Annotated in this window: 9 protein-coding genes; all 9 read right to left on the reverse strand. The window is 43.0% G+C overall.

The genetic code is table 11. From position 1 onward, the window contains the following. Positions 1-10 precede the first annotated feature (10 nt). The 9 genes from RCO25_RS09715 to RCO25_RS09755 all read right to left on the reverse strand — a co-directional run bounded on the left by RCO25_RS09715 (position 11) and on the right by RCO25_RS09755 (position 19,146). Entirely contained in the window at positions 11-3,496 is a 3,486-nt protein-coding gene (locus RCO25_RS09715) for a glycoside hydrolase family 98 domain-containing protein (RefSeq protein WP_308995950.1), read from the reverse strand. Between the two features lie 110 nt (positions 3,497-3,606). After that, positions 3,607-8,478 carry a glycosyl hydrolase family 98 C-terminal domain-containing protein gene (locus RCO25_RS09720; protein ID WP_308995951.1) on the reverse strand — a complete coding sequence of 1,624 codons (4,872 nt, stop codon included), beginning with the start codon at positions 8,476-8,478 and terminating at the stop codon, positions 3,607-3,609. Positions 8,479-8,824: 346 nt separating this feature from the next. Then, complete coding sequence (locus tag RCO25_RS09725; protein ID WP_308995952.1) at positions 8,825-10,129, reverse strand: alpha-L-fucosidase; 1,305 nt, start codon at positions 10,127-10,129, stop codon at positions 8,825-8,827. A 12-nt stretch (positions 10,130-10,141) separates the two neighbouring features. Further along, positions 10,142-10,981: a carbohydrate ABC transporter permease gene (locus RCO25_RS09730; protein ID WP_308995953.1), complete on the reverse strand. Its 840-nt coding sequence runs from the start codon at positions 10,979-10,981 to the stop codon at positions 10,142-10,144. A 17-nt stretch (positions 10,982-10,998) separates the two neighbouring features. Next, positions 10,999-11,895 (reverse strand): carbohydrate ABC transporter permease, encoded by an 897-nt coding sequence (locus RCO25_RS09735; protein ID WP_308995954.1) that lies wholly within the window; start codon positions 11,893-11,895, stop codon positions 10,999-11,001. Positions 11,896-11,979: 84 nt separating this feature from the next. After that, the gene (locus RCO25_RS09740; protein WP_308995955.1) at positions 11,980-13,317 is read right to left on the reverse strand and encodes an ABC transporter substrate-binding protein; all 1,338 of its coding nucleotides are present in this window, start codon (positions 13,315-13,317) and stop codon (positions 11,980-11,982) included. Positions 13,318-13,698: 381 nt separating this feature from the next. Further along, positions 13,699-14,877: a Gfo/Idh/MocA family protein gene (locus tag RCO25_RS09745; RefSeq protein WP_308995956.1), complete on the reverse strand. Its 1,179-nt coding sequence runs from the start codon at positions 14,875-14,877 to the stop codon at positions 13,699-13,701. A gap of 13 nt (positions 14,878-14,890) precedes the next feature. Then, complete coding sequence (locus RCO25_RS09750; protein WP_308995957.1) at positions 14,891-17,275, reverse strand: glycoside hydrolase family 95 protein; 2,385 nt, start codon at positions 17,273-17,275, stop codon at positions 14,891-14,893. Further along, the gene (locus tag RCO25_RS09755; RefSeq protein ID WP_308995958.1) at positions 17,272-19,146 is read right to left on the reverse strand and encodes a right-handed parallel beta-helix repeat-containing protein; all 1,875 of its coding nucleotides are present in this window, start codon (positions 19,144-19,146) and stop codon (positions 17,272-17,274) included. The genes RCO25_RS09750 and RCO25_RS09755 overlap by 4 nt, the downstream gene beginning before the upstream one ends. Positions 19,147-19,205: the final 59 nt, after the last annotated feature.

The raw sequence follows: 19,205 nt of genomic DNA on the forward strand, positions 1-19,205 counted from the left end.
GCTTAACCGCTTAAGGAGCAGCTACAATCTTGGAACCTACTGTGGCAAGATCCAGAATATCAATCTTGCCATCTTTAACGATGTCGAACTTAGCGTATTTCGCCCAATCTGGATCAGACGATGTCTTTCCGTATGCTGCTGCGACAAGACCCAAGTCACCAATCGAAATTTTGCCGTCTCCATTTACATCTCCAGGATTTGAAACCTTAATGACGATATTCATTGCAGCATCAGCGACTTCTGTCTCTATGCCGCTTCCATTCGCGGCGACTCCATCGATAGTCTGAACCTTCGTTCCATCTTCATCCGTAGCTGATTTCGCTTTGAACTGAAGCTGTAGTACATCACCGTCTGCAGTAATGCTGTGTTCGCTACCCAAGCCTACGGCAATAATACGAAGCTTACCAGGAGTTTCAATGGTATCTACGATTTTGAATTCCGGTCTAATCGACTCATAGGAAACGAGCTCAAGCTTGCTTGCGTCATAAGTAAACGTAACATCTTTGGCAGAGATCTGGTCTTTCACATGCTGTAAACCATAAACAACGGTTAGATCCTGACCGAGTTGAACTTCCTCGCCGCCCTGCAGTACACCTGACAATTTTCCAGTTTGACCAGGTTCTGCGGATTCAGTCACAATGTTAAAGCTCATGTATCCGTTACTAGAAATCGTTATCGTTGCAACTCCAGTCTCTTGATCAAAGGCAACCTCTGGCTGTTCATATTGCTCAGCTAGACCCGTTAGCGCTTCAATCTTTGGAACTGCTGTTAGATTGTCGAATGTCAGCGTTGTTGTTCTCATCACATTATCCCGAGTATTGGTCATGTACTCTGACTTGATCCAATCCTGGAATAGGTTGTTCACATCTGTATTCCAGCGCTGTGTAGATGCTGTGTAGCCTTCCCAGATGTTGTCTTTATCTACCCGATAGTTGTTCAGCTTAACGTTAACCGAACCTTTATTATCATTCAGAATGACATAGGTATGTGGCTCAAGCAGGGCGTCAACCGTTGTGTCAGCTTCTAAAAGCTTAAATTTAGCCGTTTGATTCACATTTTTATTCTCTAGATGGTTGTACAAATACCATATGTCATCGATGGCCTGTGCGAAAGCTGTTCCCGTATAATTTGCTAGATATACACTATTAAAGAAATTCACCTTCTGCTGCTGTGATGAAATCTCTGGTGAGGTTCTTGTTAATATTGCAGCTTCAGGAAATGCTGATGTTACAGAAGCTCTGGACATTAATGCAGGAACAACGGGAATAATTCCATATCTTCCAGTTGAGTATGTCGTAGTCTCCGCATCTTCAACATTCAATCCGCTATAGAATTTATTACCGCCTAGGTTGCTAATATTATCGTGCACCACAATCTTGGTTTTTGCCTGTATCTCTTCCTTCGTTGGTGCCGGGTGCTCAATTGCATAACGCATAAAGTCTATAATTGCATGATCGAATGCCGGCGTAGTCTTATCTTCAATACCCGTCGTATAGGCCGGATGCTCAAAGTTGTATACATTCCCGCCATTCAGGTAGATGTTCATCATTTGAATCGATAATAACGCTTCCGGGAACGTAGCTACACTACGGTCTTCTTCCCCGCCATTCGCAAGACCCGGTAATCTCGATTCCTCAAATAACTTCCAATCCTTACGTTCCCACCATGTCCACGTATCAATGAGACCGCCCCATTGAGCGACATGATCTGTTAACCATAATCCAGCCATATAACTAATCGTTTCAGCGCTAGTCCCACCGCTTTGTGGGGTGTTCTTGAAGGTAAAGATAAAGCTATCCCCGTGATCTTCCATTGCTTTCCTAAATTTAGCGTTGCTGATTGATTTTTCAATGGTATTGCCTTGATTTTGTTCACTCCATACGAAGTAACCACCATTATCAGCGGATACTTTAATGTAATCTGCTGCCAAGCTTGCAAGACTATCATCATAAATCCAGTAGTTTTCAGATGACATTAAACCTACTAAGCTTGAATATTGATCGTACATCGATTGTGCCCATGCCGGTGTTAGACTGCTTACCCCTGTATAGTATGGCTTGTTTCCAGCCGTCATGGTCAACAAAAGAACCGGTATGTTATTCTCTTCCGCAATCTCCATCTGCTGTGTGTAGAAGGCTTTCATCTCGGCTTCATTTCCCATGCCGATGCTTCCTGCATGAATTTCCATAACCGCGTATGGCTTTACATCATCCGGAATCGAATCCCATCTGCCCAGAAGTGTATCTTCCCATTGGAAAGTGCTTTCAACAGGATCATATTCCTTTCCGTATACAGGAATGATTAATAGAGGATGATCGTTATCAACTTCCATTCGCTTACCACCGCTCAGAGGCTCGCTAACTATAACTGTCGCTGTTGTAGTAAAACTGCCGTAAGAAGCTGTAATGATCGCAGTTCCGCTTGCAACGGCAGTTATCATACCCGTGTGTTCACCTACTGATGCAACACGAACATCACTAGAACTATACGTTACATCTCCACCATAAACATGCTGTGAACCACTCATAGCCGACGCAGACAATTGCTTGGTCTCACCAATCTTGACTCTACTCTTCCCTGGTGTAACAACAAGCGAATCTGCTTCAATTGGGGTTGTATCTGCTGTGAATGCTAAAGAATCCACTTCAATACCATTTCCACTCGTGCCTGAGCCACCTGCATTCTCAATCTTGACGGTATGTTCACCAAGTGGAAGACCGATAAGCGTATACAGATCTTGTTGAAATTTGGTTGTACCGCTCACATTTTGAATACCAACTAGTTGATCATCTAAATAGATCTTTGCCGAACCGAAATTTGGAGCTTTCTTACCGATCCACTGAATACCAGTTCCTGTAAATGTAAAAGCAGCGCTCGCCCCAACCTGAGTTGTCTGTTTCGCTGCCCCCCCTCTACTTGCGCTCTTGTTTACCGTGCTCCATTGTCCTTGATAGGTAATAAGATTCGAGGTGTCCTCGACCTCAATCCACCCTGCTTGTAATGGAGCATCAACTGCACCAACCGCTTCAAGATAATCGACATCCATCACCGTTCCAGCTACACTCACAAACTTAATGGAGTTTACCCCTGCGTTCAACTCTACCTTATAGGTTTCCGTGCCTGGTGTATCCCAATTCCCCTTGCCTTTAGCGCTTTTCGCTGCCGCATCCCCATTAACCTGCAGCGAGAATGTGGTGTTCGATGGAGCAAAATATCCAATGTTCAAATCATAGCTTCCTGCAGCTGGCACATAAATCTCATTGAAATCCACATACCTGCCAACCACATGATCGAAATTCCCCAGCGTTATCCCGCCCGATGCATTTCGGTTCATCTGGATTTCTGCATTATTATCCGACTCTTCTGCTTCGAACCGTATAAGTCGACTCTCAGATTCGGCGCCAACTGTTCCTATACCCGAAACACTACCGCATACAACGACAAATATAGCGAGCAATGTACATGAAAAACGATTAAATAATGACCTTCTCCTCATCTGCAAATCCTCCATTATAATAGAGCGGCACCTCATCAACATGACAGTGATCAAAAACCCTATCACTTTACAATGGTAAGAGGTGCCCCCTATGTTTCTAATAGCTTACATTAATTAGCGACCAATATCTTAGATGCTACTGCTGACAGATCCTGAATGTCGATTTTGCCATCCTTCACGATATCGAGCATCGCATACTTCGCCCAATCCGGATCAGACGATGCCTTTCCGTATGCAGCAGCGATCATTGCCAAGTCGCCTATGGAAATTTTGCCATCGCCATTTACATCTGGATTCGGAGGCGTATTCTTAATGACGATATCCAGAGTGGTATTCGCTATGGTTGTTTCTACCCCATCAGCATTCGATACAACCCCATTTTTCGCTTGAACCGAAGTTCCGTTTGTCTCTGTAACCGATTTAGCCTTGAAGTTGAGTTGCAGGACATCACTATCTTTGGAAATACTGCCCTCACTTCCCAAGCCGGCTGCAATGATGCGCAGCTTCCCAGGCGATTGGGCGGCCTCCACAATCTTAAAGTTCTCATAGAGAGAACGATAGGACACCAATTCCAGAAGAGCTGGATCATACTCAAACGTTACATCTTTAGCATTGATACCATCTGTAATATTTTTCAGTCCATAATTAAGACTAAATTCTTTACCAGCCTGTACCTCATCAGCGCCGTTGAATGCGCCTGCCAGAGTCCCTGGTACGGAATCGTCCGTCTTCACAACGAAGTCCACCCAGCCATTAGCGCGGATCTGAATCGTGAAGCTACCTGTTTCAGCATCCCATGAGGTAACCGGCTCTTCATATTGATGAGTACCGTCGTTATTCGTCAAACCTTGCTTGATCTCCAAAGTCGGCTCTTCAGTAAATCCTTTCAACGTAATCGTCGCCGCTCTGTATCTGTCATCATTTCTCACAGCATCTGGAATGTAATGATCTAACACATAATCATAGAACTGACGATCATTATCCGAATCCCAGTGCCAAGTTGACCCATCTCCCGGTCTACCATTACCAGGAATGTAACCATCCCAGACATCATTCTTATCCACCAGATAATTGTTGAAATTGAAAGATAATTCACCTTGCTTTTGGTCGTCAATCATGACATACGTGTACGGTGCAAATTCCACATTCGCCGTTACACTGTTGTTGCTCAGACTTACATTTGCGAATTGTGTAGCATCAAGCTCTGCGTCCACTCTGCTGTCAATATTCCAGTTATGGTTATAAAGGAACCACGTGTTATTCAATTCGTGCGCATAGGCGGTTCCTTCATAGGTCTCAGGGTAAAGCTCATTAAAGAAGGCCTTGATACCCGCTTGATTCTTGAGAATATTTACAACTTGCTCCTTATCATAAACGTACTGGAACTTGGCTTTCACATCTTCGCCCGTACGCTTTGGTAATGATGGAATGGTGCCGTATCTGCCTGTGAAGTACGTCATCATCGTCGTATTGTTGTATCCATTATTGTTCTTATCGCCATACAGTGGGTTCAGGAGATTGCCTGTAGCCGTCCGTGAAAGGCTATAGAGCGTTCCCTTTTCCGCGGAGTAAGCAAACTTCGTCTTCGCGATCACTTCATCCTTCGTTGGAATATCGTAATCCACCATATATTCCATCGCTTTCGCAATTGCCTCTGTAAATACTGGCGTAAATTGATTGTTCGCCCCATTGTTCGTTGCAATGGATGTCATGTGATCCGGATGCTCGTAAGAAAATACCGTTGCTCCTACTCTGGCCTGCTGGATCATCCGCATTGGCGCGAATAGTTCTGGGAATGTGAATGGTCCTCTACACTCTTCTGCGCCGCCCATCACACCAAAGGTTTCATGGCCGTGCAGTGGTCCGAAGCCTTCAATGAACCACATCCAAGAATCGATCAGGGAGCCCCAATTGCCAGCAATATCTGCCATCCATGCGCCTTGAACAACGCTCTCATGGGAATTGTAACTTACATTACTCCATGCGCTTGTTGTTTTGGCGAGCAGGATAAAATTCTGTTTAAACTCTTTCAGTGTATTAAACAAGCCTGCATGATCCAGAACACTTTCGACATAATCACTGTTGTCGTTCATATCCGAATAAACCACATATCCACCTTGTTCAGCTGCAAGTAAAACTTGTTGTTTCATATATTCGGAACGCGCCGTTCTTTGCCATCCTGCTGTTGCGTTGTGATTCTCAGAGAAGAGAACACCTCGCATGTTAGGATATTGCTCATACATTTCTCTAGTCCACTCGATTGAAGGAGGCGTATATTCTCCATCGTCGGATGTGCCAGAATTGGATACCATGATAAAGAATGGAATATCATCGCTCGTATCATTCGGTGTATTGTTCAAGGTTTCAGCAAATCGGTCCTCGTACCAAGCCAAGGTGCTTGCGGTTCCTTTCACGCTGCCGGAGGCATGAATGATGATGACTTGATTATCAACCAGATCCTGCCGAATTCGGTTTCCGTTGATATCTCCATTTTCGATGCTATCCCAGAATCCCTGAATACTCTTTCCGCCTTGCAGTGGTCCAGGCAGATTAGAGTTAACCTGACGATACAGGTGATGCAGGAATAATGGATTCTCATTGTTAACGGTCATACGAAGCGGAACACCGGCAGGATATTCTTTCACTTTCACCTTAATGGTGCGAGTGAGATCTGTACCCGTTAACGCAGCTGTAATAACAGCCTCTCCTGTTGTTAATGCTTTCACTAATCCCGTGCTCGAAACACTGGCTACGCTGCTGTTGGAACTTGACCAAGCAATGGATTTATTGTTGGCATTATATGGCTGAACGTTTGCGATGACTTGAATAGACTCATCTTTGTACATTTCTGCCGTAGCAGGAGTTAGTGTGAAATCGTTGATACCAATTACTGCTGTATCGCTGTACTTTACAACAAGCTTATCGATGTCGATCACATTGGCTGATGAACTTGGATTTTTAGTTCCCGTTGGTACGATACTGATCGTATGAACGCCTGGCTCCAGATTGGTATTCTCATAATGTGTATATCCAAATTTGGCATCGGCCCCGCGTCCATAGGTATCCACAGTTGCTGCCTTTACACCGTCGATCCATACTTCGCCGATACCAAAGTTTACATCCTTCTGACCAATCCAGCGAATACCTGTACCATAGAATGTTAAGGAAGCTTTTGCATCTTTTATTGAAGAAATTGCGATTCCTTCACTATCCAGATTGCCCCAGCCTTCGTCATAGACAATATCTTTACCTAGGGCGTCAACATCATGCCATGTTGCCTCAGCATCTGTTTCTCTGTCAGGAATAATAGGATCACTTGGAGGCGCGGTAGTTGGCATGCTTCCTTGACCGAGATAAAGACTCAGGTTTGCGAATGTGTTTTCTGTATACCCGGTTCTCCAGCCATTTTGAACACCATTCGTGCCACCGCTATACCATACTCTAACCTTATCTGTTGCAGCATCATAAATTAGGCTTGACCGGTAGATGAAGCTGCTGTCCCACTTGCCTGACGCAACGTCCATAATCTTTTTATCATAAGTCGTCCATACCTTGCCATCGTTTGACTTAGCGAAGAAAAGGTATGTCTGCGCGGAACTTCCGCCGTCAGGGTACGCAGGGTAGATCGCCCAGTACTCGTTCTTCTCTGGGATGTACTGAACGTTCATATGCCAGATTTGGTAATTAGCTTGATCAAAGGTATCTGCCAGTGAAACAGGCTCGCTCCAATGAATACCATCCTTGGATAATCTGTAGTCGATACGGTTGGATTGATTATTATAGCCTCGATCTCCTGTGTTTACTGTCCACATCTTCCAGATGCCATCCTCACCTCGGACCACCGAAGGAGAAAGAGCATCATAACGATATGTAGTCTTAATTACGGTTTGGTATTGTGGAGTTGCAACACTTGTGCCGTCATCCCCTTTGGAGATAATGAACAATCTAATTTCTGAAGGCGCAAATCCATTACCACCATGTCCAGGGTCATCTTTTGCCCAGTTATAGTAGAAGTATAAGGAGTCGTTCTCTGGATTGTAGACAAGCTCTGCATCACAGTTATGATATGGACGCGGTTCTTCCTTAACACCTGTCAAAGGATTGCTTACACCTATCGGGGCTACCCACGTCACATTGTCGTTAGAAACAAGCAACGATGGATTCTCAAACTGTGAGTTTCCCGATTGGTTAGGTGTTGTCGCCATCCAGTATTTGTAGCCATTCCAGCCATCTTTAAAATAAAGCACATCGGGATGCGTCTCCCCTTTTTGCTTGCCGTTAGCTGTGAAAATATCGCCTAAGTCAAGAGGATTCTCTGCATTTGGGAATGGCAGCTTTGTTGTTGGAACTGTTGTTTCTGCATTTGCCCAAGCCTGTAACTCGACGTAATGGCCTCCCTTTTTTCCTCCTATATCGTGCCCATTGTTGATTACGCGGATATATCGCCCCGTAATTGGAGCAGAGAATATGATTTCTTTACCTGCAGAGGATTCGGCATAAGCTTTATCCGTACCTGCACCAAAATCAAAGAAACCGCTTTCATCTGCATTGTACACAATATCCTCAGCTGTGAAAGTAGCATCCTTTGATAGGAAGATAATGGTGTCTTTATACGATCGGTTATCATTAAAATAACGCCACAAATTCAGTTTTTCCAAATCATAGCTCTTACCCAAGTCGATCTGCACATAATACGGATCTGCCTTGGTCTGAGCCATATCCCTTCCTGTTTCTGCATAGTTAACATTCGAATTTGTACCAACGATACCATCATTCAGCATGCTGGCTGGTCGGTCGGTGCTCCCTCCTTTGTTAACGCTTGCAATACCTTTCAACGCAACATTCGTTAGTTGTGCTTCAGTAATAACGGAAGCATCGGCCTGTGCATGATCTTGCGCATATGCTGCATTTGGCCCTATTAGCATCGATAAAACTAGAAGAGAACTAAAGTACTTATTCCACATGCTTTTTCTTTTTTTCATGAATGCACCCTACCTTTCTAATTTCTACTCTGTTGATTCTAAAACTACAATAAGATAAAAGGATAACAAGTCATTGGAAAGCCTGTATTTAGGAGTATTAAACTAAGGAGTATTTCCTGTAATGAATTAATTTGGAGTTTGAACAAAGGAGTGTCTACTGTATGCTGAGTTCCGAATGGTGCACATTCATTTATGCTTTGAAACACAACGACCACTTCTGCCCGAGTCACACTTTCAATAGGAGAAAATAGGTTATCTCCTCACCCCCCTTCATATCTTCATTTGTTTCCACAATAGTGGATACAGAGGACTTCACACAATCCGGAATGTACACGCATCAACAAACTTACTCCTTCAGCTCAATCACGATTACCGTATCCGCCGCATCAGGCAAAGGATAAGTGAAATGGGGAATGCTGCCTAGGCAAGCAAACAATATGCCTTCATAAGCCTTCGTGATCCAGCTCTCCCCGCGCTGTACCTGTACACCGTCAGCGAGTTGATACATTGATTTCACCTGATCAGCGGGTATGCCAGTGAGCGCGAGTGGGCCAATCTGGGCTTCCAGCACATGAGCATAAATTTTATTGCCATTGCGTGTATATCGACCCCATTCCGGCTTATTAATCTCAGCATAGCCGCATTCGTAAATACTCTCGGAATTAAGGCTCATCCATTGTCCGATGTCCTCCAAAATTTGCATCGACTGATTATTAATCGTTCCTCTTGCATCAGGCCCAACATTGAGTATCATATTGCCGCCCTTGCTTACGCACTCGACCAACTTTCGGATCAACATCGAGGAAGGCTTATAATTCAAATCGTTGGGAGCATAGCCCCAGTTGTTATTCATAGTCGTGCATAATTCCCAAGGCAGCGGGACACCCAGCTCATTTTTGATGCCTTCTGGCGGAATAATCTGCTCCGGACTTGCAAAGTCTCCGCCCCATGCCGTTGGATTAGCGGTCATAATACTGCCGCCGCCTTCACCGCTCGTCTCCAAGCGATTATCAACAATAACATTCGGCTGCAGAGAACGCACCATTTCCATAAGCTCCTTAGCACGCCATGTTTCGCCGCGCATATGCTCATAGGAATAATCGAACCAAAGAATATCAATTTGCCCATAGTTCGTGCATAACTCTTTAATTTGACCATGCATATACGTTAAATATTGATCGAAATCGATCACTTCATCTTTATAGGCTTCATTCCTGCGCATTGGATGCATCAAATCGTCATACTTCGGATAATGCGGATGCTGCCAGTCAATTAAAGAATAGTACAAGCCTACCTTTAAGCCCTCCGCACGCACAGCGTCCACGAATTCACGAACCAGATCTCGCTTGCAAATGGTATTTGTCGATTTATAGTCTGTGAGCGCACTGTCGAATAGGCAGAAGCCGTCATGATGCTTGGCAGTCAACACGACATATTTCATGCCTGCTTTTTTAGCCGCTTTTGCCCAAACAACAGGATCATAATCAACCGGATTGAATTGTTTGAAATAATCCTTATATACATCCGCTGGTATTCGTTCGTCACTCATTACCCATTCCCCGCGTCCAGGTATTGCGTATAACCCCCAGTGTATAAACATTCCAAAGCGATCACGGCGAAACCATTCTGTTCTTCTGAATAAATTTGACATATAGATTACTCCTTATCCTTTAACCGCACCGGCAGTCAGGCTCTTGATAAATAGATTAGATGTAAAACTGAATAACAATATCGTTGGAACAACAGATACGATAATTGCTGAGAACATACCGTTGAAGTCTCTAGCGTACGCTGTTCTAAATTGGCCTAGCAATGCTGGAATCGTCATGTGATCCTTGCTCTCAAGCAACAAAGCTGCGAAGTAAAATTCATTCCAATTGTTTAGAAGTGAAAGAACCGCAGCCGTAGCAATTCCAGGCTTAGCCAGCGGCAGGATAACCCGGAAGAACGTAACGACATGGCTGCAGCCATCGATTAAGGCAACCTCCTCCATCTCCTTAGGAATCGTTAGGAAATAATTGCGAATAACGAAAAAGGTGACCGCAATGCCAAGACCTGAATAAATGAGCACTAGGCCTGTTCGCGTGTCATACAGTCCCATCGAGTTAATTAACCGATAAATAGGAAAGCTGATCGAAATGGGCGGTATGAACAAAGTTGAAGCAAACATAAGCGTGATGAGGGGTTTTCCCTTAAATTGAATTCTTGCGGACACATAGGCTGCCATGGATACGAAGGTAACACTCACAATCGTTGACAAGACCGATACCATAATGCTGTTCGAGAAGTAAGAAGCTATGTTTAGCTTGGTAAATATCGTAATATAGCCGTTGAAAATCCATTCCTCCGGCAAGCCAAGCCCTCCTGGAACTTCTTTGAAAGAGGAAATGAACACCCAAAGTACTGGATATACAGAGATGAATAAGACGATAAGGATCAAGCTATATTTAAGCAAACCAGCAATTATTATTTGCCATACATTGTCTTTACGAATTTGATTCATGTAGTCTGCCCCCTGTGTTAATAACTTTCATTCGCTCGGAATATGCGAGAAATGAATACGACTAATAAAATTCCTAGAATGAACTGTATAACACCGGCGGTATTGGCCAAGGCAAAGTTCAATTTCGTACTACCCATTGCGGTTTGATAGATATAGTAGCTTAAACTGTACGTCGAATTATCCGGACCGCCTTTTGTCATCAACTCAATCTCATTGAATAACAATAAGCTATAGTTTGTAGCTAATATCGCTACCGTACCGATCATTGGTCTAAGGAGTGGAAGCGTAATATGAATTTCTGATTGCAGAACGTTGGCACCATCTATTTTGGCTGCTTCATAAATATCATTGGAGATAGAGAATCGCTGCGTCATGATCAGCAGACTATTCACGCCGCCAAACAAAATAAAGGCAAACGTTACACCCCAAAAGGAAGCACTAGTATCGGCCAAAATATTCAAGTTCACATCGGAATTGAACTTCCTAATCACTTCGGTTACTAATCCGCGAGCAGGATCATATAAATTTACGAATATCAGTCCAATAGCAGCGGACGAAATAATGTTAGGAATAATAAACGCATTACGGGCCAGCACCCAGCCTCGAGGCTTTTGAGAAAGCACAAGCGCTACGAGCAATGAGAATGGAATCTGTATGAGAAGAACAAGTGCGACCCATTTAAGAGAATTAAACAGCGCAGTGTTAAAAAAATAATCATTAGTAAAAAGCTTAATATAGTTATCGAACAGATGGGTCCATCCTAGAAGTTCAGGACTGTTCAAGTTTTTATAATCCCATTTGCTAAAAGAAGTAAAAAAGATATTAGCCAGCGGATACACGTAGATGAGCAGGAACATCACGATAGCCGGCAATAAAAAACTAATTATAAATCCTTTTTTTCTTAAGCTTTGCATCAGCTTCCCCGCTCCTTCCTGTTGTCAAAACAACAATGAGGTTCATTTCAAGAGAACCTCATTGTCGTGTACTGCTTCAAAGCCCTATTGCAAAGCTTCGTTCAATTCTTTCACAATAGATTCGACATCTTTGCTGCCATTATGCATTGCTGCATATTTGCCACTTAGCGCACCAGCGATATCCGGATTCCAGTTCGCTCCAAGCGCCTTAGTCTTATAATCTGCATTAGCTGCCTGCATGCTAGCTTCTGCAAGCTTTTTCAATCCAGCATCAGAGCCATTGATATACTTTTCATAATCCAAACCGCTATAAGCCGGCATAGCTAACACTTTTGTGAAGATACGCTCCGCAATTTCCGGACTCATCATATACTTAACGAACTCTACGCTTGCTTGAATCTTCTCGTCACCTTGCTTATTACTAATCACATAACCAGGCGACGCAGATACTAGAGCCGCTTTCTTCCCAGCTTCATTGGTAGGGAACACCGCCGGCTTAATATGTTCTGGCTTCACTTTCGTCAACTCTAGGAAGCTGCCTGCTTCCCATACGCCGTTGAATAACATTGCGGAATCTCCGTTCATGAAGTCATCACGATAGGACTCTGAATCCGCCGCGCCAAAGTATTGCGTCTTGATCTTGCCCAACGCATTCTTTGAAATAAATTCAATCGTATTCTTGAATGCAGCATTATCGAACGAAGTTGGAAGCTGCGAAGCAAAGTCACGTCCTTCTTGTGTACCGATCAAATGAGCATTGAACAAAATGTCAGTCGGCCAGCCTTGATTCATAGAAAATGGCGTTTTCACATCATTGGATGCGGAAATCTTATCTACCGCAGCGCTGAAATCATCCCAGGTTTGCCATTTGTCCGGTGTTACTGCACCAGCTTTGATAAATAAATCTTCGTTATACCAGAAGCCCATTGTTTCCAATTGCTCGCGAACGGAATAAATTTTTCCATCCATATTATTTTGCTCATAGTTAATGCCTACGCCTTCTTTGAACACTGGATCAGCATCAATATAAGGCTTCAAGTCGACAATTACACCAGCTTCGGATGCAGCAGGGATAATATTCCACCCGCCTACATCCACGATATCAGGGAACTCGCCTCTTGCTATTTCTTGAATTGCTTTGTTGTATACGCCTTCTCCGCCAGTATCCAAAGCAACAGGTTTGAAAGTAAACTCATCTTTGTGAAGCTCAGCGAATTCATCATATATTTTTCTCATTTCAACGGCGGCTTGCCAATCATCCTGGAAATAACCATGATAAAATGTTATGGTCTGCTTCTCACCTGCAGGCTGCGAAGAACTTGGCCCTGGAGCAGCTTCACCGCCCTTGTTGCTAGAACAACCTGTTAGAGCTAGTACAGTGATAACGCTTAGCACGATACCCTTCGTTAGTAGTTTTCTCATCTTCATTCCCCTTTGTTTGTGATTAGAATAGCTAGCTACTCTTTCTTGATGCTATTATCACAAAAAAGGCATTTAAAATTAATAAGCTATATTGACTTCTACTTGTGTCCTTTTTGTTGAAACGCTTTCATTTGAGGTTATTGTTCTAAAATCCAACAAATCATTGTGTTTTTTTGTCATTGTTGATATTTTTCTACCCTACATAAATAGCTCTCAGTCTATAAATTCTTGTCACTACAGTAAGGTAAGCTTCAAACTCTTCCCACATTCGAATTGTGAAATCCATATGAAAAAATCCTCCCAGTATCCAATCAAAGGAGGATTTTTTCATAGGCAGAGAAGAGATCCGAATGAAATGGGAAGAGTTTGAGGCTTATACGCTTACGTTGTCCTCAAATCGGATAAATTTCCACCAGCTTCTTTATGTTTTCCCTGATCAACAGCTACAACCTTACCGCCGGAACGAATGGATTCTGTTGCTGCACAACCGACCGCTACACTCATTCGTCCTGCAAATGGGGTGGTTAACGGTTGCTTATCATATAAAATCAGATTGACGAAGTCTTCACAGATACGCGGATCAGCCCCGCCATGTGTTCCAGGAAGCTGTTTCATATCATAGGTAATATCGCTCATTTCCTGCCATGAACCGGATTTTCGTGTTTTCACATAAATTTTATCATTCACATCATCGTTTTCAATTCGACCCTTTGTTCCGATAAACGTATAGTTACGGGAGTAGTCTGGGGTAAAATGACACTGCATATATGATGCTTTTATTCCACCCTCTAATTCCATAATAACCATGTTGTTGTCTTCCACATCAATTTCTTCTCGAAATGCGCATTGCGTCAGCCGTGACATACTTACATCCGGACAAGTATCTTTCACATCGCATTCAGGACAATGCAAGTCATTTGGCTTATTGCCTCCGTAATAATCAAGACTGCCAAAAGCTGATACTTTCGTTGTATAACGATCTGTCAACCAATGTATCACATCGAAATCGTGAGAAGCTTTTTGTAATAGCAATGAAGTTGTATTTTGGGCTGTACCATGCCAATCATGATAATAAAAATACCCGCCAAGTCCAACAAAGTGTCTTACCCAGACTGCTTTTATATCGCCAATTACCCCTGATTTGATGATTTCCTTCATGGTTTGGTACATGCTCATGTAACGCATATTAAATCCAATCATTAAATGCTTTCCTGACCGTTTCCATTCATCGAGAATGTGATCGCATGCTTCAACTGTGATAGCTAGCGGCTTTTCACAATATACATGTTTGCCGGCTTGTAAAGCTGCTATTGCGTGTTCTTCATGCATGTAATCAGGAGTGAAGATGGCGATGGCATCAACGTCTTCCCTTGCAAGCATCTCTTTGTAATTAGTTGTCACAAATGCTTCCTGATTCACATTTTGTTGAAATTGCTCTAATGCTGTCAGCGATATATCGGCAGCTGCTACGACAACAGAATTGCCATTTGGCTTATGCCAATATTGGATAATAGAGCTCCTTCCACCTGCTCCTAAAATTCCAATTCTTAGTTGTTTCATCTTCTCCACTCCTTTATCGTAAAAACAACAGTTTATACGGCTTGTCTGTATTCATTGAAATCGTAACATATCCATCTACCGAATCTACTCTTTGATCCTCTTTTCCCTCTTCACGAAGGAGTACCGGCTCTGAAGATTTATAGACAAAGGGCTGACTCGATTTATGGCTTACCGTCATTTCCGTTACCCGCATCCTATCCCACTTTATACTTACTTCAAACCCGCCTTGAACACGCACACCGGAAAGAGAACCTGCGATCCAATTTGAAGGAAGTGCCGGTAACAATTCGATAAATCCTTTATGCGATTGGACAATCATCTCGACCACACCAGCGGTATAACTAAAATTCCCATCAATCTGGAAAGGTGGATGTGCGCCAAGCAGGTTCGGGTACAGTCCGCCGCCTTTCATAACTTCACCCGTTTCTTCGACAATTTTAAATAGCTGTTGAAGTAACGAATGTACTCGTTCGCCATCCTTTAGCCTGGACCAAAGACAAATTTTCCAGCCGAGGCTCCAACCTGTTCCTGTATCCCCTCTTCTATTTAGTGATTGCCGAATAGCTTCTATGATTGGACCATCTGTAATTTGGCATCCTGGATAAAGACCATATAAATGGGATACATGACGATGATGCGGCTCACAATCTTCATAATCAATCAACCACTCTTGCAGTTGGCCATACTTACCGATTTGCAGCGGGTGCAAGCGTTCTTTTGCTGCTTTCACTTGGTTAATAAACTCATTGTCGATACCGAGCACAGCTCCAGCCGCAACACAGTTTGAGAACAAATCCCATATGATTTGCAAATCCATCGTTGACGCTTTTGTAACGGAGCCCACCTCTCCATTCTCTGCAATAAATCGATGCTCTGGCGATGTGGAAGGCGATGTAATGAGATAGCCGTTCTCATCCTCTATTAACCAATCTAAACAAAACTCCGCAGCACCTGCTATAACCTTGAACACTTCCGCCAAATACGCCTTGTCCTGTGAATAGGTGAAATGCTCCCATAAATGACGAGTTAACCAAGGCCCTGACATTGGCCAAAAAGCCCAACTCGGATCGCCATGTCTATCACCACCGACGGGATGAGCATGTCTCCAAATATCTGTATTATGATGGGCCGTCCACCCCTTCAATCCATACCTTTCGCTCACCATTTCCTTGCCGGTTACAGAGAGCTCACGTATAGCTTGTAACAGAGGACGATGACATTCAGCCAAATTCGTCACTTCTGCAGGCCAGTAGTTCATTTCCGTATTTATGTTTAATGTATAGTTGGATGACCAAGGCGCGCGCGTTAAATCGTTCCATATTCCTTGCAAATTAGCAGGTTGTGATCCCTCTCGAGATGATGCGATCAACAAATATCGCCCATACTGAAATAGAAGCTCAATCATTCCAAGATCTTTCGGACCAGATAATCGTATCCTTTTATCCGTATCAAGCGCTTCTTCCGATTGTTCTTTATCTAATTGGAAGTCAACCCGGCGATATAGGTTTTGGTAATCCAGTATATGCGCTCTTCTCAGCTCTTCGTAAGATATACCCATTGCACCGGTTAATATCGCTTCATTTTTTTGAGACAGGTCATCGAAGTTCTTACCCGGTAATTGGTCATAACCATTGTAAGAAGTAGCAATCGATAAATAGATAATCGTTTCAGTCGCATTTGTTATGACGAGTCTTCCGTTCTCTGATTCGATTTGTCCGTCCTTCTGATCTACGCCCACTCTTCCTTCAAAATGAATAGCGTCTGTTTCGCCAAATTGTCCATAAATAATGGGGAGCGAGCAGTCTCCTTCATAATAATTCGGAGCACAATATTCAGGACAAACCCCTTGAATAATTAATTTATCGTCAGTAGAATGAACAGCATTGTATTTCAACGGACTATCCAAGGTTATAGCTACGTTTAACATTCCTCTAACTGAACTTGCTAACTTAATCACTAATACTTGATGTGGATGTGACATAAATGCTTCTCTCGTGAAATCTACTTTACCGACTGCATATTTCACCTTAGATATGGCCTGCTCGATATTTAACTTTCTTTCGTAGTGTCTGGTTACATTCCCATGCAGAAATTGCAGCTTCAAATTTCCGAACGGCATATATGCTTGTGTATAAGGACCAAACATATTTTTCGTTTCGCTTATAGCTTCCACGTATTTCTCTTCATCGATTAAATGTCTTACTTTTTTTAACGATTCTCTATCATCATATGACTTATTTTTACGCGGCGGACCGGACCACAATGTGTCTTCATTCAACTGGAATTGTTCGGTTTCAACGCCACCGAAATGCATTGCACCCATTCTTCCATTCCCTATCGGCAGAGCCTCCGTCCAAGTGTTAGCCGGTTTTCTGTATAACAATTCGCAATCCCTCATCGTATCATCACCTGATCCTCATCAATATTCAAATCACTTTCCTGCATCCCTTTTATAGTCGCATAGACCTGATGATACCCTTCATATGCATTTTTCGATAACACGACATATTTGCACGTATCAAATTCAAATATCGGATGGGGCAATATGTCCCGATTCCTGTTTATGATTCTATTATGTCGGAAGATGAGATTCTCGACGTTTTCTGCGGATACAACATATTCATGATCCATATAAAAGGTATTGCTCTCAATCGTAATATTTTTGTGAATCTGAACAGGAGAAGTCTTCCCTCCAAGTGGAATGGGATGGATATATATAGCCGGTTTACGGTCATCCCAACCAGCTACCGGCGTCACATGAAACGTATTTCCGCGAATTAACATATCTCTAACGGGACCGGACTCATACCAATCGTTCGAATCATTCGAGATAAAAATGGTACTCATCGTTATATTTTTGAAGTCATTATTTTCAATCAACACGCTTCTCCGCGTCGTACAAAGTATTCCTCTTGTCGGAATATGGGCAAAATGATTATTCGTAATAACAACTTCTGGTGTATAAGTCACGTTCTCCATAACATATAGGTATTCTTTATATTCGCCTTGTACCGTATCAAACGGCAGCCTTTTATTCAGTGTGACTTGCATCGTTTGCAAATCATTGCCTTCCTGTCCGGGATGTACGACATGGGTAACCTCAAATTCTTCTTCGAATTCATCACACATTGTTGCACGACGAAAGAAGATAACCTTGTCCCCTACATGATATTGCGGGAAACCGGCCTGCTGGGGATGAGCATAGACGACTTCCACGGACATTTCATTGATTATTTTTTGAACCCTCGTAAACGTGCCGTGTATATTAATGGGGTCATCGTGCGGATGGGTAAACGTACATCCATTAATCACAATTTCCCCTTTTGCACCGGAAACATGAATGGAATCAGCAAAGCTCGACCCATGTTTCCCCATGTTATGATTGGGAATGAAATCGGTCGAATCAAACATCACGTCGCCGCTCATTTGTACTAGGAAGCCAAACCCATGCAAATAATGAATCGTTACATCCGACACGCATATCTGTTCACTTTCCCATATGAAAGCGCCTGCCGTATTGCGATCTATGACCTTGCAACATTCAAATACTCTTCCTGGGATGACTGCTTTGGGAAGAGCATCTCGATAATAAATACGTATATTCCCTTTGTTCCATTCATGGATCTTTACACGATTCGAGGAAAACGGCCCTTCATTAGCCTCAAATCTTCTTTTTGCTCCGCTTGCTTCATCAAATCCGACAACAAGCCAATCATTTTTGGAGCCCTCTTCTCTCCAATAATATTCGCCTGTGTACGGGCTCTTCTCACTTAACCAATAAAAAAGCGGCTCATTGTCAGCAATTTCATAGGGAACTTGTTCTTCAAGAAGATAATCTGCATAAAAAAGTCCTTGCTCTTCTCCAATGTGCTTTACCGTTAGTTCTGAACATGTCGAAACTTCATAATCCCACGACAGATTTCGGATGTGGATATTTCTAGAATGAAAAATCCCAAGCGCCATCACATCTCCATGAAATATAAACATCGAGCCGTTTCCTTCAATGGTCACATTCTCAAGTTCCTCGATTAAAAAACATACGGTCTTGATAGGATGTCTGATCGTATCCGTATTCGATGTGTGGAAAGCTCTTTTCGGTGCAAAATCAGGATAGAAATGATAGGTTCCTTTTGGAAAAGAGACCGTCACCTCTTCCTTCACTCCCCTGATATCTTGAAATAACTTTTCAACGATAGGGGTATGATCCTTTTCTGAGTTTGCTTCTCCACCGTATGCTTCTACATCAATGAATCGCGTATTTGGATTCATTTTAACTACACTCCTTCCTAATCAAAAGGAATAGGGCTTAATAGACACACGTTCCATAT

It is taken from the genome of Paenibacillus sp. LHD-38 (genome assembly GCF_031157315.1).
Taxonomy (GTDB): Bacteria; Bacillota; Bacilli; order Paenibacillales; family Paenibacillaceae; genus Pristimantibacillus.